Genomic DNA, 18,977 nt, shown 5'->3' on the forward strand with positions numbered 1-18,977 from the left:
CATCAATTCATTCGAGTGCGGATTTCAACCAATCTGCCATCGACAAAGCGCAGGTATTGATATGCCCCATTGCTGGGGCCATAAACCCAATTCTCAATTGTTGCAGCGCCTTTTGCTACGTAACCATTAGCGTCGACAGCAGGACCCACAACCTGACGCTGCGCTGGCTGACCACACTTCCTAATCACATCAACTATCAATTCGCCTTCGCTTATCAAATTACTTCCACAACGCATTGTGGCTGCTTGAGTAGATGTTGCAGCAAAAGCAAGCAAGCCAAACAACAACCCAATGCAAGATTCCCTGAACCTCATAACGCACTCCTTGAGACATAATCCGCCAGAAAATCGGCCCGTCTTAAGACTACCACACCCTTGCACCCGAGCGTCATTACACACGTCAACATTGGCATACGTCTCGATAATGGCTGTTGACGAGTATAAGAAGGGAGCCATTGGTCGTTAAAGGCTCCGTCAAATTACTTGAGGTGAGTTGATCCAGACCGCGGAGCACTTCCCCGGAAACCGGCGTTCTGCTCGCTCCATTCGTCGTGCTCATTACCTGGTTTATTTATCGCAGCACCTGTTGAGCGGTAGTCCGCTATGGGTCTATATCGACCCTCATCAGTTGCGGCGATCGACCAGTATCGGAAAGCCCAAAAGCGCCCCATCTCCCTATTTCCCGTAACCGTTCTTCTTGCCGTCCGGATAGCGCCCGCTTACGATGAGACAAATTCTCATCTGCAAGCCGTTATCACGCAAGGATTCGCGTTGACCTCCCCGCCCGCTCCCAGCGTCCATCACGCAGACATCCACTCGTTGTATCTCGACCACCACGCCTGGTTACTCGGCTGGCTGCGCAAGCGCCTGCGCCACGCGGACAATGCAGCCGACCTGGCCCACGACGCTTTTGTCCACCTGCTCGGCAAGCGAACGCAACTGCAGGAAGTCAGGCAGCCACGTGCTTGGCTGAGCGTCGTCGCCCGCGGTTTGCTGATCGACCGGGTGCGCCGTCAGCGCGTCGAGAAGGCCTATCTGGAAGCCATTGCCCATCTCCCCGAAGCGGAGATGCCCTCCCCGGAGTCGCAGTTGATCCTGCTGGAGACCCTCGCGCGAATCGATGCGGTACTGGATGGCCTGGCGCCGAAGGCACGTAACGCGTTTCTGCTGTCACGGCTCGAGGGCCTGGGCTACAAAGAAATAGCCGAGCGCCTGAACGTGAGTCTGAGCTCAGTGGAGAAGTACATGGCCACCGCCATTCGCCACTGCTTTCTGGCACAGCAATGAGCACCAGGGAACTGCCGGACGCAGTACTCGACCAGGCCGTCGGCTGGCTGGTGCGTCTGCAATCGGGCTATGCGGACGAGCAAACGCAGACGGCCTGCCTGCTCTGGCGGCAGGCAGATCCGATTCACGAAACCGCCTGGCAAGCCTTGCAGTCCAGCGAGTCGGCCTTCGGACGCATGGCCGAACTACCCGGCGGTGTCGCACTGGACATCCTGCAACGCCTGCAGGGCAAGCGTCACGGCCGCCGCCAGGCACTCAAGGTGCTGGGCTTTGGCGTGGCAATCGGCAGCCTCAGTGGCTGGGGACTGCGTGAGCGCCCGCTAGCAACCTGGGGGGCGGACTACGTCACCGGTGTTGGTGAGCATCAGCAGTTCCTCCTGAGCGACGGCACTCGTCTGCAGCTCAATACCTCCAGCGCGGTGGACGTGCGCTTCACCGCACAGCGCCGGACGATCGCATTGCTGCGCGGCGAGATCTTCATCGACTCGGGCAAGGACAGCGAGGCACCGGCGGGTTATCGCAGCCTATGGGTGGAGAGCCGCCATGTTCGACTACAGGCCATCGGCACCGCCTTTGCAGTGCGCGATGAAGCCGAAGGAACGCGCTTGTGGGTCGAGGACGGGATCGTCGCTATCCATCGCGCAGACGCACAGCCGATCCGGGTGTTGGCGGGCGAGGAATACCTGATCCTCGGCTCAGGCACCCGACGGGTCGAACACAGCACCATGAATGCCAGTGCCTGGACGCGCGGCCAGCTTGTGGCGAAGCGCATGCGCTTGGCCGACCTGATCGAGGAGCTAGGACGCTATCGGCAGGGATGGCTCAGCTGCGACCCGTCGATTGCTGCGCTGGAGGTTTCCGGCGTATTCCAGCTCGACAACATCGATGACGTCCTCGACGCCCTGGCCGATTCGATGCCGCTGCGCATCCAGCGCTTCACGCCGTTGTGGATTCGCATCGTCGCTCGCTGAGCTCAATGCAAAAAATTCTCGATAACGATTACGGTTTTTTCCGAGCCCTTCGGCAGACAGGAAAACACACTGCCATTGCCAAGGAGCTTGTTGTCCATGCCATCCCTTTCCTCGCCGTCGCGAGCATTGCGTCGCACCACCCTCGCCCTCACCCTTCGCGGCATTCTCCTCAGCAGCACCGCCGTCGTCTCACTGGCCAGCATCGGCGTGCACGCTGATCAAAACGGGACTCATCGCTACGACCTACACGCCGGCGCGCTGGAGGATTCTCTGAACGGGTTTGCCCAGGCTGCCGGGATCACGCTGCCTTTCGATCCATCACTGACCCAAGGCAAGCAGGCGCCAGCGCTGCATGGAGAATTCGACGTACAGAGTGGCCTGGATCAGCTGCTGAGCGGCAGTGGGCTGGCAGCTCGAAGGAGCGCCGGCGGCAATTGGCTGATCCAGCCCATTCCCGCCGCCGAAGGTGCCCTGGAAATGGATCCTCTGACTATCTCGGGGTTGTCCCCGGGGTCGGTGACCGAAGGCACCGGCTCCTACACCACCGGCAGCTCCAGCACCGCGACGAAGCTGAACCTCTCACTGCGGGAAACGCCACAGTCGGTCAGCGTCGTCACGCGCCAGCAAATGGACGATCAGAATATGCAGTCTCTGGAGGACGTTGCCAGGGCTGCCACCGGCATCAGCACAGCCAAGGACTTTGGCACCGAGCGCTCGCGTTACTTTTCTCGTGGATTCCAGGTAAACGACCTGCAGTACGACGGCGTGCCAACGAGTATTTCCGAGAGTTACTCGATGGATGTGACCTCGGTGAACAACATGGCAATCTACGACCGTGTAGAGTTCGTTCGCGGCGCAAACGGTCTGATGCAGGGGGCTGGCAACCCCTCGGCAGCCATCAACCTGGTGCGTAAGCGCCCAACGGACACCTACAAGTTCAAAGCCGAAATCGGCGCTGGCTCCTGGGACAACTACCACAGCCAGATCGACGTGGGCGGGCCGTTGAACGAACAGGGAACACTGCGCGCCAGAGCAGTGCTGCTGTACAACGCCGGCAACAGTTTTGTAGATCGCGCTGACAAAGAGAACCAGCTCTTTTACGCCATTGGTGAAGCCGACTTGAGCGAAGCCACTACCGTAAGCCTGGGTACCGTGCTGCAAAAGGATTATCACGGCGGCTATGACTGGGGCGGTCTTCCCACTCAACTCAATGGCAGCTTCTATCCACTGTCGCGCTCCAGCTCTTTTGCGCCGAGCTGGGCCCACCTAAACAAAATTAATCGCACAGTATTTGCTGACATCAAGCATACGTTCAACGACGACTGGAAACTGACGGTCAACACCAACCTGACCTGGTCGAACGCAGATTTTCTCGGGCTCTACGGCAACAACATTGGTAATGACCAGTTCCGCCTGTTCACCAACGACACCAAATACGACGATGAGCAAATCAGCTTGGATGCGGCGCTCAACGGCGCGTTTTACCTGCTTGGCCAACGCCACGAACTGGTGTTCGGCGCTAACGCACGCAAGGATCGCTTCATCAACGAATCGCGCTACAACAACAACCCAAGCGTGGTCGACATCCTTGATTTCGCCCCGTCGCAAGTGGCCTCGCCCACTTATGGCTACGAGCGCATCCAGTACCGTAACGTGCGCAAGGACAAGGGAGTGTATGCCGCCACCCGGTTGAACCCCACCGACGACCTGCATGTGATCCTTGGCAGCCGCTTCAGCTGGGTCGACTACGCCTCTGCCGACTATGAGGACCGCTTCAAGGAAGACGGAAAAGTCATTCCCTACGCCGGTGTGGTCTATGACCTGACTGACAGCGCCTCGGTTTACGCCAGCTACACCGAGATCTATCAGGTTCAAAACAACTACGACATTGACAACAAGCTGCTCGACCCGATCACTGGCAGTAACTACGAAATAGGCCTTAAGAACGAGTTCTACAACGGGCTGCTCAATACCTCGCTGGCGATTTTCCAGGTCGACCAGAGCCATATGCCCCAGGCGGTTACCGGCGCAGCACGTATTTGCGGGCCGGGGCGTACCTCAACCTGCTATGAGGAAGGCGGCAAGGTACGCAATCGCGGTTTCGAGGCTGAGGTGTCCGGCGAGATTCTCAAGGGTTGGAATGCGGTAGTGGGCTACACCTACAGCCACCCCGAATATGTAGCTGGAGCCCGCAAGGGCACTGATTATGCAACTGAAACCGCCCCCCAGCGGTTGTTCAAACTGGCGAGCAGCTATCGTCTTCCCGGAGAGTTGAGCGACTGGCGCGTGGGCGGCGACCTCTACCATCAGAGCAAGGTCTACCTGGGCAACGTGGAGCAAGGCGCTTACAACCTAGTCGGTCTGAACGCCAACTACCAGATCAGCCGCAACCTGAGTGCGCAACTGAATCTCGACAACGTGTTCGACAAGAAATACTACGCCTCGATCTATAACTCGAACCTGGGTAACTACTACGGCGAGCCGCGCAACTTCGCCATCACCCTGCGATACGAGAACTGAGGTGTTCCAGCCTCGCCGTAGCCCAACGGGTTGCGGCGAGATCGCAACATTGGCTTCAAGCTTCGGCCGGGTTGCTTTGTAACCGTTCGCGGACTTTTATGACCCTCCGCTCTAGGTTGAGGCCCTTAGCCTCGGTCAGCAATCGGCCACTAGCGGACGTTCATTTACGTCCGCTTTCAGGCTCCCATTCTGACTCTCCCTGCTTCGCCAATGCCGCAGCTCAGTGGTAACCGCTACCAGGCTTTTTGAAACCACCACAGTTGTACGTATCTAGGGGCGCCCGGATCCTTCGGGATGCCGTAGCGGTTTGGGTACCGCTACATCCGTATGGCAAATTCCTTTGGCTGCCTCGCCGTGCAACTCGCTCTCCCCCCATCGGCGCATGGGCGCATGGGTGCACGACAGGAGTGAAAACGCAACGAGACAGCGAAGTGGCTTAGCACTTGCTGTGTTTATCTCCCTTTATGTTTGACTCTGCCACTGGAGAAGCGACCTTCTGCTCTTGAGAAATTTGAGCGCCTTCAACGAAGGATTGGCGGATCTGCTCCATCTTGGCAAACGTGCGATCACCACCACTCTCGGCCATTGCAAGAGAAGAAGCAGCAAAAGCAACAATTGCCAAAAGAGTTTTGAGCGAGTTCATATATTGGTCCTTGCTAATATTCATCCGTCATTTGACGGCTTGAGCATTATGCTCAAGGACATAGTAGCCAGGGCATACTGTTGGGAAGCTGAGGCCAAAATTACATTTTGGCAATTTTCACCCCACTCAGACGATCAACGCGAGTCTCGCAGTATCGCTGAGTCACGCTTGCAGAAAGTTACATTCAATATCATTCGACAGCCATGTCCATTTCAGGGCTCAGTGTTCCGAACCAGGCTACGAGACTGACGATGACAATCGCCACCGCGAACTCAAGAATGATACTGCGCTGTAGCGCATTTATTGCAGGAGCATAACTACCAGTCTGCAACGACCGATCCAGCAAAGGACTGAGGTGATAGCGGTTTGCTGCAGCAAGCACCAACATCGCAACAAAGAGCGCCACCTTGATTGCCAATAGAAAACCGTAGGTACTCTTTACCAATCCACCAATTTCCGGACCAATTATTAGCACGTAATTAGCAATACCAGTAACTGTCAAGCTAACAACGATCAGGGCTCCTGCCGTCTCGAAACCTGTCAGCGTCCGCGACAACAAGCGGAGATGCTGCTCACCTTCAAGCTTCTTGGAGCGGAGTAGCAGTACGAAGGCTACCAATGCCCCCAGCCATCCCCCTGCACCGAGAAGGTGGGCAATGTCGCTGGTAAAATGCACGTAGCGCAAGATACCTTCATCCATAGCGCCGTGCCCTGTCCAGGCCAAACTAGCAAGGGCGATAGCACCCAGTGCGGATACTGCAAGCAGACTCAATGTTGGCGCACGCTTGTTGAACAGGGCGGCAATCGCAGCCAATACGAGGGCCGCGACCCTGACTATCCAAGTCAGGCCGACATCGGTACCCATTAAGATCATCTCTAAAATATGGCGATGTATTTCGGAGAAATTGGAAACACCGCTCATCACCTTAGCCATCTGTAGCATTGCAGCTACAGATAGCAAGGTACCGATCAAGGCGGCCCACACCAATATCGACTCGAAGTTGAATACCGCCCCGCTGATCCGTTCTTGTCCCTTAAGGCTGTACAGGCCGAACAACGCCAAACCGAAAAGCATAATCAGGTCAACATACAGGGCGAAGCGTAGAGCGATAGTGACGGGGTCGCCCATGACTTACTTCACCTTGAAGGTTACAGCGCCAGTAATCGGGTGCGTATCAGAAGAAACGGCCCGCCATTGGACCTTATAAGTGCCGGTGGTGAGAGGAGCTGCCGGCGTGATGAGCATCACTTTCGGATCGGTGCTGCCCGAGACAGCTGCTTTCACGCCCATGGGGGAGGAGTGAGACATGCCTGGCATTTCAGTCATGACGAGCTTGGCGCCAGAGAGTTGAGTCAGCAGCGTTTCTGAGAAGTGCAATTCGATCTTGGCCGGAGCCTCGACGACACTCCCCTCAGCGGGCGAGGAGGAAAGCAGCTTGGGGTGTGCCTGGGCTGCCGCACTCAGCAGCATTCCCGCGCCGAGCGCAGCCATGACGGCGAACGTTTTGAGATTTTGCATGCAAGACTCCTCGCGGCTTAAACCGCTATGTTTATTTAGGAAGAAACACAGAAGGGGTGAAATAGCCTGTTAGAACCACATACGTACACCGAGGACCAATCGCGCCTCGCTGGAGTCATCCCCCTCTTCGCGGGCGTAGTCTGCTGTTTTTCCGTAGAGGTGGTTCCAAGTGACGCCTATGTAGGGCGCGAACTCTCGGACGATCTCATATCGAAGCCGCAGTCCGATTTCTGAATCCGAGATGCCGGACCCGGTACCGCGTTGCGGGTCATTCCGGCCGTAGAGGTTCACTTCGGCCGTCGGCTGAAGGATCAAGCGATTGGTCAAGAGGATGTCGTAATCCCCTTCGAGCCTCAGAGCGCTTTGGCCACCTTCCCCCAGGAACGCAGTTGCCTGGGTTTCGAAGTCATACAGGGCCAACCCCTGGATACCAACGGCTGCCCAGGTTTGTGGCGAACCAGGTTTGAAGTCCTGCCGCACGCCGCCGACCACATCCCACCAAGGGCCGATGGAGTGTCCCCACAGGGCCTGCAGTTCGGCATTCTCGGTAACCCCATTGACTCGCTCTCCTTCGGAGCGCAGCCATAGGCGATCGATATTGCCGCCGACCCAACCGTTGGCTTCCCAGCTGAGGGCACTACCTTGATCGGCGTCCTGCCACTCCAACTTATCTATGACGAACAGGGAGTTAAGTGCTTGTCCCATATGGTGGTCCATGCTGCCTTTGTACACAGCGGCACGATCAGCATCAGTTAGCACAGGAATTGGCGTACGGCTTTCCGTTGGGGCAGCGGGCTGCATCCCTTGCATATCGGAGTAGTCCGTATCCTGCATCTGGGAATGATCCATCCCTTGCATCTGGGAGTCGTCCATGCCCTGCATCTGGGAGTGATCCATACCCTGCATCTGGGAGTGGTCCATTCCCTGCATCTGGGAGCCGTCCATGCTTTGCATCGGCTCTTCAGCACGGGCGCCTGTCAAAGGGAGCAAACTCATCCCAAGGATTGCAATGCCAGCCAAAACGGGGCTGCGGGTCTGTTCGAGGGCCATGCTGTTCTCCTATTCCTGCACTCGCACTTCACGGAACATGCCCAGCTCCATGTGATACATCAGGTGGCAGTGATAGGCCCAGCGACCGAGCGCGTCGGCCGTTACGCGATAGCTGCGCTTCGACCCCGGCGGCATGTCGATAGTGTGCTTTCTCACCATGAAGTTGCCCTGTTCATCCTCCAAATCACTCCACATGCCATGTAAATGGATGGGGTGCGTCATCATGGTGTCGTTAACTAGGGTGATACGAACACGCTCGCCATACTTGAGGAGTAGCGGCTTGGCATCAGCGAACTCAATGCCATCGAACGACCAGGAGAACTTCTCCATGTGGCCGGTCAGGTGAAGCTCGATGGTTCGGGATGGGATTCGTCCGTCAGGGTCATCGAATGTGCTCTTTAGATCGGCATAGGTCAGCACGCGCCGGCCATTGTTGCGCAAGCCAATACCTGGGTCGTTGAGCTTTGCTGTAGGGCTCATAGTCTGCATGTCGACCAAGGGGTTATTGGCTTCGGACGCAGGGTGGGATTGCATTTGTGCCCCCATTCCCTGCATCTGGCTGTGGTCCATGCCAGCCATGCTGCCATGGTCCATGGTGGACATATCCATACCGGCCATGTCGCCATGATCCATCCCGGACATATCCATGCCGGCCATGTCGCCATGATCCATCCCGGACATATCCATGCCCGCCATGCTCCCATGGTCCATGCCTCCCATCCCCATATCGTCCATGGTGATTTGTGGGCGGGGATCTAGCGCCGGCACTGGTGCACTGATTCCTTCCTTTACCGCAAGCGTGCCTCGGGCGTAGCCGGTACGGTCCATCGATTGAGCAAAGATGGTGTATGCGGCCTGGTCTGTCGGCTCGACAATGACGTCATAGGTTTCAGCAACGGCAATGCGGAACTCATCAACACTTACCGGCTGGACTGGCTGCCCATCTGCAGCCACTACGGTCATCTTCAGTCCGGGAATCCGAACATCGAAGTAGGTCATTGCAGAGGCGTTGATGAAGCGCAGTCGGACCTTTTCCCCGGGCTTGAAAATGCCAGTCCAATTGGTATCAGGTGCGTGACCATTGACGAGATAGGTGTAGGTATAACCACTTACGTCGGCGAGATCGGTTGGGCTCATCTTCATTTCAGCCCACATTTTTCGGTCGGCGACAGTTTTCGACCAACCCTTCTCGCTTACATCATCAATGAAATCCCCGACCGTGCGTTTATGGAAGTTATAATAACCAGAGTCTTTCTTCAGCTTGGCAAGGACACGACTGGGATTCTCATCCGACCAGTCGCTCAGCATGACGACATAATCACGGTCGCAAGAAATTTTCTCTGGCTCTTGGGGGTCGATAATTAACGGCCCGAAAACGCCAAGCTGCTCTTGGAAGCCGGAGTGGCTATGGTACCAGTAAGTACCGTGCTGATTGACCTTGAATTTATATTCGTACATGCCATCGGGAGCGATTCCCTGGAAACTTAAACCCGGCACACCATCCATGTTGGCTGGGAGAATAATTCCATGCCAATGAATGGAGGTATCTTCCTTCAGGCGATTACGAACGCGGAGCGTAATCGTGTCACCTTCGCGCCAACGCAAAGTTGGCCCAGGAAGCGATCCATTGATGGTCATTGCTGTACGGACTGCACCAGTCAGGTTGACTGAAGTTTCACCAATGAACAGATCGAACTCGGTACCGGCAAGGACAGTCGGTTGAGTCGGACTGGCAAGGGCCCAGACGGGGGTGCGCCACAAACCGAGCCCGCCGAGAATGCCTGTCGCGGCAAGGCCCTTAACGAAAGTCCGTCTTGACGTTTTGTTCTGCATTCCGCTACGACCCTGCTAGGAAAGAGCTCTCATGAACCAATTTATGGGGCCACTTTCGAGCCATTATGAAGTGGACTTCATTTCGAGCCTGACGATCGGAGGCTCAGATGTCCTTGAAAAATTTGCCATATTTAGGCAGTCGCGATGATTACATTTCTGTAAGGATTGACCTTGCCGCTACCTGCCTGGCCTGCGCGGGAGCAAACTGGCATGTTGCCATTATCGCGGTTAGCCGCCGGCGGGAGCCGCCCCCTTCCCACAAGCCTGCAGCGCAGCTAAAACGGAAAGCACTGCCGTCAACTAGTTTATGGCAATCTGCCCTACCATCCCTTTCTGGTAATGCCCTGGAACGTTGCACGCAAATTGCAGCCCCGATGTTTTACTAAATGTCCAAACCAGTTCCTTGGTTTGACCTGGCTCAATCAAAACGCTGTTGGCGTCATTGTGGTTCATGCTGGGCATGCTCATGCCATGCATGTCACCCTCCATACCTGCCATATCGTGCTCGGCGTCGTTAACTTTCATTGCCGTGAGATAGCCACTTTTGAACATCTCCACCATTTCCTTCTGGTGCTGCACGTGCGCCGCTGCCTTGCCCAGATTGAACTCATGAAGAACCAGCCCTTCGTTTCTCAATACAAATCGAATGGTCTCGCCATTTTTTACATCTATACGAGAAGGCTCGAAGTAGAGATCCCCAATCTTAATCTCAATTGTCCGATCTGCTTTCTCCGGCGCGCTACGACTTCCAAAATCGAAATTCACTGCCTTTTCACTAGCCATCGAAACTGTAGAGAGGGCAAACAAAATCCCCGCAACCAGGAAGTTCGAAAATTTAGTATTCATAGAACACCTCTCGATAGAAATATTAATCCCAGGCCAGCACAGTTAAAAATCATGCTCTTGGCATCAGTTCTTGAGCGGCGTACTGATTGCTAAAAAATCGGCGCCAAGGCGGCGCCGATTGGCCAAAGGAGCACTGGTAAGGCCTTAAGGGGATCGTGCCAATCATCACACCTCGCGTGCTCAGATCGCCCAAACGAAGTACTCGCTCTAGAAGTCGTCTCAACCATAGCGCTACCTGCCTGACCGTCGGCTTATGCCAGGATTACATTTTTGTAAGGATCTGGTTGGTAGCAACCAGTAGCGGCACACTCACAGCATTGTTCAGCTATGGGTCAGAAAAATGAGACTTCTTGTCGCGGAAGACGAACCCAAGATCGGCTTGTACCTGCAGCAAGGACTGAGCGAGGCCAGCTTCAATGTCGACCTGGTCAATTCGGGTACTGAAGCGCTCCAGCATGCACTCAGCGAGTCGTATGACCTGCTCATACTGGACGTGATGATGCCTGGTCTGACCGGGTGGGAAGTACTACGCATGGTGCGGGCCGCCGGCAAGGATGTTCCGGTGTTGTTCCTGACCGCACGCGACGGCGTGGATGATCGCGTCAAGGGACTTGAGTTGGGAGCAGATGATTACCTGGTCAAGCCTTTCGCATTTGCCGAGCTCCTGGCGCGCGTACGCACGCTGCTACGGCGCGCGACAACAACTCCAACCCTGGTGACCCTAAAAATTGCGAATCTCGAAGTGGACCTGCTCAAGCGCCGGGCAGTGCGAGGCGGGGTGCGCATTGACCTGACGGCAAAGGAATTCTCGCTGCTTGAGCTGTTGATGCGGAGACGCGGGGAGGTTCTGCCGAAATCGCTGATTGCCTCTCAGGTATGGGACATGAACTTTGATAGCGATACGAACGTTATCGAGGTGGCAGTACGGCGGCTGAGGGCCAAGATTGACGATGACTTCGAGCCCAAGCTGATCCATACGATTAGGGGAATGGGGTACATGCTCGAAGAGCCCGAGCAGAAATGAAGCGACTATCCCTAACTGCTCGCATGAGCCTGATGTTCATGCTTGCTGTGGTGTCCGTCCTGACCGTTGCTGGAGTGAGCTTCAGTGAGTTCAGTCGTCGGCACTTCTGGATGCAGGATCAGCAGACGATCACCGAAAAGCTCGACTCTATTCAACAAATCCTCATGTCTGCGAATGCCAATCTGGAGAGCAGTCACATTCGTTTGGAACTGAATGCTTTACTTGGCGCGCACCATGAACTCGAATCGATCATTACCACGACTGACGGCAATGTCTTATTTTCGAACTCAACCATTACTAATTTGCCGCAACAGTTTTCTCAGGAAAGCGCGGGCATGTGGGAGTGGGGGGATCACGGACGGCTGTATAGGGGTATGACTGCTCGGGTTGGCCCACAGTCGGGGCCTAGTTCGGCAACCGCCGTCCTGATATTGGATGTCACCAGCCACTCTCACTTTTTCGTGACGCTAGAGCGCTGGTTTTGGATAGGCTTGGCGATCAGCGCCATTGCAAGCGGCGCCTTGGGCGTCGTGGTTGTCAGAAGTGGCTTGCGACCGATACGACAAGTGACCGCAGTGGCGGCATCAATGTCAGCAAAGTCCTTGAAAGAGCGTATCCCACTAGATCCCGTGCCCTCTGAGCTCCAAGAGTTGGTAAGCTCTTTTAATGAGATGCTGGCTAGACTAGACGATTCGTTTGTGCGCCTCTCCAATTTTTCGGCGGATATTGCCCATGAGCTTCGCACACCCATTACAACATTACTCACGCACACCGAGGTAATCCTCGGAAAAAAGCGAAATATTGATGATTATGAGGAAAACCTCTACTCCAATCTTGATAGTTTGCATCATATGTCGAGAATGATTGACGACATGCTCTTCTTGGCAAAATCTGATAATGGCCTTATTACTCCTGGCTCGGCCAAGATCAATCTTGAGGAGATTGTGCAGAGGCTCTTCGAGTACTACAGCCTGCTTGCAGAGGAACGCGGCATTGAGCTTCGCCTCAGTGGTTCGTCTTCTATCCAGGGCGATAGCCTGATGCTGCATCGAGCCATTTCCAACCTGCTATCGAATGCTGTTCGTTACACCCCGGCGGGCGCAACAATCGATGTGATCATTGAGAGTAACGCCAATACCGTGACTCTCTCGGTCGTCAATCCTGGAGAGACAATTCCTGCCGAGCACCTGAAGAAGCTCTTCGATCGCTTCTATCGTGCCGACCCCGCGCGCCGCGAGGGGGAATCACATAATGCAGGCCTTGGCCTCGCGATTTCGCGTTCAATTGTCGAGGCGCATCATGGCCGCATCTGGTGCACCTCATCAAACGGAGTGACAGCATTCCACCTGGAGTTTCCACATCGCCCTTGATGGTGCGATGTCCGGGCTAGCGGCGCGTCTTGTTGAGTTCAAAACACGCTACTTGAAAGCCCCCGGCGGGAAAGCCCATTCGGCTATTGGGCTGCCGGATAGTTGGCGACAACCTCGTCGGTGCCGTCGCGGGTAAGCCCAATGATCTGGTAAGCCTGCTTGGTCTGCCCCATTTCCATGCCAGGCGAGCCGACGGGCATGCCTGGAGCCGCGATCCCAAGCAGTTCCGGACGCTTCTCCAGCTCGTGGATCTGCGCCACCGGAACATGCCCTTCGACGAACTTTCCACCGATCACCGCGGTGTGGCAGGACGATAGGTGCGGTACCACGCCAAAGCGCTGCTTGACCGAACTCATGTTCGGCTCGAGATGGTCGTTCACGCTGAAGCCGTTGGCCTCCAGGTACTTGATCCAGCTCTTGCAACAACCGCAATTGGGGTCGCGGTAGACGTCGATGGTTGTGGCGGCCTGGGCGATGGATGCCATGAACAACCCGGCCAGTGCAGTCAAGCGAAGTGCCTTGTGCATGATGCTCCCCCTCTTAGTGACAGCAGCAGGAACTGCCACCGCAACCGCGCGCCTTGCCGCCTTCCGGGGCCTGGGCCGATGCTTCGACCTTGGCCGGATATCCGGCATCCTGCAGCGCGGCCATCAGTGCTTGGGCATCGACGTCCCCACTGACGCGCACCCGCCCCGCCGCGAGGTCGACCGACACCTCGGCAACCCCAGTGACTGGCGTCAATGCAGCATTCACGTGGCGGACGCACGAAGCGCAGCTCATGCCTTCAACGTGCAGATCAATACTTTTCATCGTGGTGACTCCTCAACAAGAAACCTTATTGCCCGGAACACTGGCTGAACCTATCCGGGACATGGACCTATCCTCGACCTTGCCATAGTGGCAAGGTCAAGCCTCCCGAACTCAGCCATCGAGCGAGGCCTTACGCAGGCGCACGGCATTGAAGACAACCGATGCCGAACTTACGCTCATGGCCAACGCAGCGATAATTGGGGACAGCAGGTGCCCCGTCAGGGGATAGAACAACCCGGCGGCGAGAGGTATACCCATGGCGTTGTAAGCGAAGGCGAAGGCCAGGTTCTGGTGCATGTTGCGAACCGTCGCCAGGGATAGGTTGCGGGCGCGAAGAATGCCGAGCAGGTCGCCTTTGACCAGGGTGACCTGGGCACTGTTCATCGCGACGTCCGTACCGGTACCCATGGCAATGCCAACATCGGCACGCGCCAGGGCGGGCGCATCGTTGATGCCGTCTCCGGCCATCGCCACACGATGCCCAGCCGCCTGGAGGCTGGCAGCCAGGCGCTCCTTATCCTGTGGCTTGACCTCACCGTGTACTTCTTCAATACCCAATTGCCGGGCCACTGCCCGCGCCGTGGTCGGACCGTCGCCAGTGGCCATGATGACCCTGACGCCAGCGTCCTGGAGGTATTGCACGGCCTGCCTGGAGGTCGGTTTGATAGGGTCAGCTACCGCCAGCAGGCCGGCCAGGGTGCCGTCCACCGCCAGGTACATGATGCTTGCGCCTTCGCTACGCAGTTGTTCGGCACGTACCTGCTGGGCCTCGCAGGACACGCCCGCATCGGCCAGCAGGGCAGTGTTGCCCAGCAACAGGCGCCGACCATCGATCTTGCCGCGTACGCCAATCCCCGAGGCGCTCTCGAACTCCTCTGCTTCACTCAACGCCAGTCCCTGGGCCCTGGCCCGCTCGACGATGGCATGGGCCAGTGGATGCTCGCTGCCCTGGTCAAGGCTGGCGGCCAGACGCAGGACCTCTTCAGCACTGAAACCAGACGCTGCCTCGACACTCTGGAAGGCCGGGCGCCCTTCGGTGAGGGTGCCAGTTTTGTCGACGATCAGCGTATCGATCTTGCGCAGGTTCTCGATGGCCGCCGCATCGCGGAACAGCACTCCACTGCCAGCAGCCTTGCCCGTAGCGACCATTACAGACATCGGGGTCGCCAGGCCGAGGGCGCAGGGGCAGGCGATGATCAGCACCGCCACGGCGTTGATCAGACCAAACACCCAACTGGGCTGCGGCCCCCAGACGCCCCATCCAATCAGGGTCAGGGCCGCGATGGCGATGACGACCATCACGAAGTAGCCGGCAATGACGTCAGCCAGGCGCTGCATCGGCGCCTTCGAGCGTTGCGCCTGCACGACCATCTGCACGATCTGCGCAAGCATGGTTTCCGATCCGACCTTTTGCGCCTGCATCACCAGGCTACCGTGGGTGTTCAAGGTTGCCCCAATGAGCGTGTCGCCCACTTGCTTGAGCACCGGCAGAGGTTCGCCAGTCAGCATGGATTCATCAACGGCGCTTTCGCCCTGTACGACCAGGCCATCGACCGGGACCTTCTCGCCGGGGCGGACGCGCAACCGGTCGCCTGGGTGCACATGGCTCTGCGGGATGTCCTCTTCGCTGCCATCGGCATTGATCCGCCGGGCCGTCTTCGGTGCCAGGCCAAGTAGCGACTTGATGGCCGCTGAGGTCTGCGAGCGCGCCTTGAGCTCGAGCATCTGCCCCAGCAAGGTGAGCGAGATGATGACGGCCGCCGCCTCGAAGTAGACACCGATACGGCCCTCCATCATGAAGTTTTCCGGGAAGACCGCCGGCGCCAGAGTGGCAACGAGGCTGTAGAGATAGGCGGCGGAAGTACCCAGACCAATCAGCGTCCACATGTTCGGGCTACGCTGCAGTACCGAGCGCACTCCGCGCACATAGAACGGCCACCCCGCCCAGAGCACCACCGGGCTGGAGATCACCAGCTCGACCCAGTTCTGCGTGGCGCCATGGAACAGGTTCAAGGCATGCCCGCCCATGGCCAGCAACGTAACGATGACGGTCAGGGGCAAGGTCCACCAGAAGCGCCGGGAGAAATCCCGGAGCTCGGGGTTCTCCTCCTGCTCCAGTTCCGGCAGCACCGGCTCCAGGGTCATGCCGCACTTTGGGCAGGTACCTGGGCCGAGCTGACGTATCTCGGGATGCATTGGGCAGGTGTACCACGTGTCACCTGCAGTTGTCGGAAGCTTAGTCGTCTCCCCCTGCGCAGCAGGGCCATAGAGATCCGGTGCCGCCTTGAACTTCGACAGGCACTTTTCGCTGCAGAACCGGTAGGCCTTCCCGGCGTACTGCAGCTGATGCGGACTATCTATTTTGACCGTCATCCCGCAGACAGGATCTTTCACTTCGCCGGAGGAGGTTTTGTTTCCGGGTAATGAGTGTGCATGTTCATGACCGTGCATGAGTCAGCCTCTTTGGTCGTCCTTGGGGGCATTGTCCGTTCCACTATGATGGCCGTGGCCGCCGTGGTGATGGCCAAACAGGTGCATCAGGGGACACAGCAGCAAGATCGCGTATGGCAACAGCAGCGAGATATGACCGTAGTGCTCACGAGCCAGGTAGAACAAGGCAATGACCAGCAACATACCCAGGGCAATACCGGGCTTACTGCGCCAAAAGGACGGCGGAGGCTGATGGGATGAAGGCGAAGCGTTCATGAGTATTCTCCAGGGCGAAAGTGGGGGTGCTCCGCCTTGGCCTAGGGATGCTTCCGCCCTACAGACCAAGACTGGAGCCGCGCCATGTGACTACTGGGCTGGCTTCTGGGCCGGCTGGTCCATGGAGTGCTGCATGGGCATGCCCTTCATGTCCGACTGCGAGCCCATCATGCCGGCCTGCTGATCCATCATTTGCATCATCATTCCCATCATCTTCGAATCCATCATCTTCACGTGCTGGCCCATGCCTTGACCGGCGCAGCCGCTCTGCATCATGCCCAGACCTTCTTTCATCGCTTGCATGCCGTCATGCATTGCTGCCTGACGCTCCTCCGGGGTCTTGGCGGCAGCGAGTCTGTCGTGAATAACCTGCATCTTTTGCATCTGTGCGGCCATGGCTTTCTCCTGTCCCTGAGCCGATGCCGACGCGTTCTCAGCTTTCGCCGGAGCCTGATCGGGGTGATGTTCGTCGACAGCCACGGCAAGTAGCGGGCTGCTAATCAGTAGGGCGGCGACGAGCGATTTGATGGTGATGTGCATGGCGATCTCCAGGTATTTCAACGGGTGAAATGAAGCGCAGCCGCGCCTGGCGTGCAGGCACAGCAAGACTGTGCACCCGGTGGTCCGAGTGCACGGAAGGCAGGTCAATCGTTGAAGCGGACGAAGCTCAGGCGTGCCGGCGGCCGGGGCGGCGCGGGCAGGTGCATGGCGAGTGCGCCGAAGCGCGGAGGGATGATGGCAGGCAGGAAAAGGACGGGAAGCGTGAGCAGGAGCACCCAGAGAGCCTGGTCGAACAGAATATACCCCGGTGCCTGATTGAGCGCCGATGCGCTGTCGTCACAGAATTGTAGGCAGCCACTGGCATGAAGCTGGTGCGCTGCACCATCCAGGCCGACCGAGACGTCTGCATGGACGAGTGCGGGGTCATGCTCCGGGTACGACAGACAACCATGGCTTGCCGCAACCCCGAACGCCAGCACCCACAGCACCAAGGCTATGCGTAGCAGCGTGCGTTGATGGTTCCGGAACCAGGTCATCTGCTCAGCCCGTAGCAAAAGTAAGTTAGACATTACCGCTAGCAGCTCTGCGACACTTGATTCGGATCAAACAAAGCTGCCGCTTTCGCGACAGTCTAGATACCTGCATGGACGTCTGTTTTGGGTCGGTAGCTGCCTCTCGCCAGAGGCATCAGTTGCCCGTTTTCAAAGAGTCAATTTTGAGATTTGAGGCTTCTATGAAACCCAGGGCTATTCAGCACGGTCTGCTTAAATATTTGCTACATCCTATAAAAATCGCACCTCATCACCAACCGTTTCGCTCAACTATCCGTTGCACGGTGTTCCAGCCAGCTATCCCGCCCCGGCCGCAGATCCCGCACCGCGCTGGGCACCAGGCCCGTCCAGCGTTTGAATGAGCGGCGGAAGTTGGTGGTGTCGGTGAAGCGCAGGTACTCGGCGACCTCCTCGTTGCTGTAGCCACGCGACCAGTACAGGTACAGCGCCACATGCTTGCGCACCTCGTCGTGCACCGCCTGGAAGTGCGTCTGGTGTTTCTGCAGCTTGCGCTTGCAGGTGGCCGGGCTGATGCCCATGCGCTCGGCGAGCCGGTCGAGGCTCAGCGGGTCGCGGGCCTCGCGCTGCAACAGGCGGTAGACATGCTCCAGAACGCCCTCGCCCAGACCCAGTTGCTCCTGCTCGCGCCGCGCATCGCGCTGCGCCGCCTGACCGGCGGTGAGCGAGGCGCGCGGCCAGGGCTTCACCAGGTAGTCGCGGGGAATCAGCATGGCATCGACATGGCAGTCGAACTGCAGGTTGAGCCCCAGGTGCGCCTGGTACTGCTCGATGTAGTCGGGCCGCGAATGGGCGAACAGGTACTTCCACGGCAGGCGTTCGTCGGATAACCAGCGGCACAGCGCAGTCACGGCGGTCATGCCACTCTCCACCAGGAAGCGACGGGCGCCGCCGACACCACAGGCGTCGACCCAGTACAGGCAGGCGAAGCGTTCCTCCACCAGCAGGCGCGGGGCGAGCAACGGGCTGAAGCGCGCGCGGTGGCGGATCAGCAGGTCCAGCGCTTCCTGCAGGTTAGCGGCGTGCATCAGCGCGCCACTGGCGGCGCCCTGGTGCCCCGGCAGCAGGCGCTGGCCGAAGAGAAAGCCCAGCTCCTCGCCGCCGCTGCCCTGGCGGCAATTGTCCACCAGCCGCAGGTACTGCTCGGCGCTGATCAACCGCTGGCCGGCGATGATGTCTTCCTGGAACAGCCCGGTGCCACGCAGCAGGCGGTGACTGTCCAGTTCGCGGCTGAGCGCGAGGTCGAGCAGGCAGGCCGGCTGGTGTTGCGCCGGGATGAAGCGCAGGTCGCGCTCGTAGTAGTTCAACGGGGCCTCCATGCGACAGGCC

19 protein-coding genes are annotated in these 18,977 nt (G+C 57.8%); 5 read left to right on the plus strand and 14 right to left on the minus strand.

The features are described from left to right. Positions 1-2: 2 nt before the first annotated feature. On the minus strand, positions 3-314 hold the full coding sequence (locus tag C167_RS33575; RefSeq protein ID WP_081596642.1) for a DUF2845 domain-containing protein: 312 nt from the start codon (positions 312-314) through the stop codon (positions 3-5). 456 nt (positions 315-770) lie between these two features. Between C167_RS33575 and C167_RS0103865 the strand changes: the two genes are divergently transcribed. From C167_RS0103865 to C167_RS0103880, 3 genes are all read left to right on the plus strand, one after another. Further along, on the plus strand, positions 771-1,286 hold the full coding sequence (locus C167_RS0103865) for a sigma-70 family RNA polymerase sigma factor (protein WP_017516946.1): 516 nt from the start codon (positions 771-773) through the stop codon (positions 1,284-1,286). Further along, the gene (locus tag C167_RS0103870) at positions 1,283-2,257 is read left to right on the plus strand and encodes a FecR domain-containing protein (RefSeq protein ID WP_017516947.1); all 975 of its coding nucleotides are present in this window, start codon (positions 1,283-1,285) and stop codon (positions 2,255-2,257) included. The genes C167_RS0103865 and C167_RS0103870 overlap by 4 nt, the downstream gene beginning before the upstream one ends. Positions 2,258-2,353: 96 nt before the next feature. After that, positions 2,354-4,777: a TonB-dependent siderophore receptor gene (locus C167_RS0103880; protein ID WP_017516949.1), complete on the plus strand. Its 2,424-nt coding sequence runs from the start codon at positions 2,354-2,356 to the stop codon at positions 4,775-4,777. 436 nt (positions 4,778-5,213) lie between these two features. Here C167_RS0103880 and C167_RS0103885 read toward each other — a convergent pair whose 3' ends face one another. The 6 genes from C167_RS0103885 to C167_RS0103910 form a co-directional block, all read right to left on the minus strand. Next, positions 5,214-5,420, minus strand: a complete 207-nt coding sequence (locus C167_RS0103885; protein ID WP_017516950.1) for a co-regulatory protein PtrA N-terminal domain-containing protein — start codon at positions 5,418-5,420, stop codon at positions 5,214-5,216. A 190-nt stretch (positions 5,421-5,610) separates the two neighbouring features. Continuing rightward, a complete protein-coding gene (copD, locus tag C167_RS0103890) occupies positions 5,611-6,549 on the minus strand; it encodes a copper homeostasis membrane protein CopD (RefSeq protein WP_017516951.1) in 939 nt (312 codons plus the stop codon). Between the two features lie 3 nt (positions 6,550-6,552). Next, a complete protein-coding gene (copC, locus tag C167_RS0103895) occupies positions 6,553-6,939 on the minus strand; it encodes a copper homeostasis periplasmic binding protein CopC (protein WP_017516952.1) in 387 nt (128 codons plus the stop codon). Positions 6,940-7,008: 69 nt separating this feature from the next. Beyond that, positions 7,009-7,893 carry a copper resistance protein B gene (locus C167_RS0103900; RefSeq protein WP_419146525.1) on the minus strand — a complete coding sequence of 295 codons (885 nt, stop codon included), beginning with the start codon at positions 7,891-7,893 and terminating at the stop codon, positions 7,009-7,011. Positions 7,894-7,998: 105 nt separating this feature from the next. After that, complete coding sequence (locus tag C167_RS0103905) at positions 7,999-9,822, minus strand: copper resistance system multicopper oxidase (RefSeq protein WP_026078787.1); 1,824 nt, start codon at positions 9,820-9,822, stop codon at positions 7,999-8,001. Between the two features lie 300 nt (positions 9,823-10,122). Next, positions 10,123-10,668 (minus strand): cupredoxin domain-containing protein, encoded by a 546-nt coding sequence (locus C167_RS0103910; protein WP_017516955.1) that lies wholly within the window; start codon positions 10,666-10,668, stop codon positions 10,123-10,125. A gap of 340 nt (positions 10,669-11,008) precedes the next feature. Here C167_RS0103910 and C167_RS0103915 point away from each other — a divergent pair, with 340 nt between their 5' ends. Continuing rightward, positions 11,009-11,692, plus strand: a complete 684-nt coding sequence (locus tag C167_RS0103915) for a heavy metal response regulator transcription factor (RefSeq protein WP_017516956.1) — start codon at positions 11,009-11,011, stop codon at positions 11,690-11,692. Then, complete coding sequence (locus C167_RS0103920) at positions 11,689-13,062, plus strand: heavy metal sensor histidine kinase (protein WP_026078788.1); 1,374 nt, start codon at positions 11,689-11,691, stop codon at positions 13,060-13,062. Before C167_RS0103915 ends, C167_RS0103920 begins: the two co-directional genes overlap by 4 nt. Before the next feature lie 83 nt (positions 13,063-13,145). Here C167_RS0103920 and C167_RS0103925 read toward each other — a convergent pair whose 3' ends face one another. From C167_RS0103925 to C167_RS32180, 7 genes are all read right to left on the minus strand, one after another. Then, complete coding sequence (locus tag C167_RS0103925; RefSeq protein ID WP_017516958.1) at positions 13,146-13,589, minus strand: DUF411 domain-containing protein; 444 nt, start codon at positions 13,587-13,589, stop codon at positions 13,146-13,148. 13 nt (positions 13,590-13,602) lie between these two features. Continuing rightward, on the minus strand, positions 13,603-13,872 hold the full coding sequence (locus C167_RS0103930; protein ID WP_017516959.1) for a heavy-metal-associated domain-containing protein: 270 nt from the start codon (positions 13,870-13,872) through the stop codon (positions 13,603-13,605). Between the two features lie 111 nt (positions 13,873-13,983). Continuing rightward, positions 13,984-16,245: a heavy metal translocating P-type ATPase gene (locus C167_RS0103935; RefSeq protein WP_235154284.1), complete on the minus strand. Its 2,262-nt coding sequence runs from the start codon at positions 16,243-16,245 to the stop codon at positions 13,984-13,986. Between the two features lie 81 nt (positions 16,246-16,326). Beyond that, on the minus strand, positions 16,327-16,578 hold the full coding sequence (locus tag C167_RS35025; protein ID WP_085988834.1) for a DUF2933 domain-containing protein: 252 nt from the start codon (positions 16,576-16,578) through the stop codon (positions 16,327-16,329). 90 nt (positions 16,579-16,668) lie between these two features. Further along, positions 16,669-17,118, minus strand: coding sequence for a hypothetical protein (locus tag C167_RS0103945; protein ID WP_017516962.1), 450 nt, complete (start codon positions 17,116-17,118; stop codon positions 16,669-16,671). A 104-nt stretch (positions 17,119-17,222) separates the two neighbouring features. Then, positions 17,223-17,615 carry a hypothetical protein gene (locus C167_RS0103950; RefSeq protein WP_026078791.1) on the minus strand — a complete coding sequence of 131 codons (393 nt, stop codon included), beginning with the start codon at positions 17,613-17,615 and terminating at the stop codon, positions 17,223-17,225. A gap of 281 nt (positions 17,616-17,896) precedes the next feature. Continuing rightward, positions 17,897-18,967, minus strand: a complete 1,071-nt coding sequence (locus tag C167_RS32180) for an AraC family transcriptional regulator (RefSeq protein WP_037005978.1) — start codon at positions 18,965-18,967, stop codon at positions 17,897-17,899. Positions 18,968-18,977: the final 10 nt, after the last annotated feature.

Origin of the sequence: Pseudomonas nitroreducens TX1, assembly GCF_000313755.1 — a bacterium.
Taxonomy (GTDB): Bacteria; Pseudomonadota; Gammaproteobacteria; order Pseudomonadales; family Pseudomonadaceae; genus Pseudomonas; species Pseudomonas nitroreducens_A.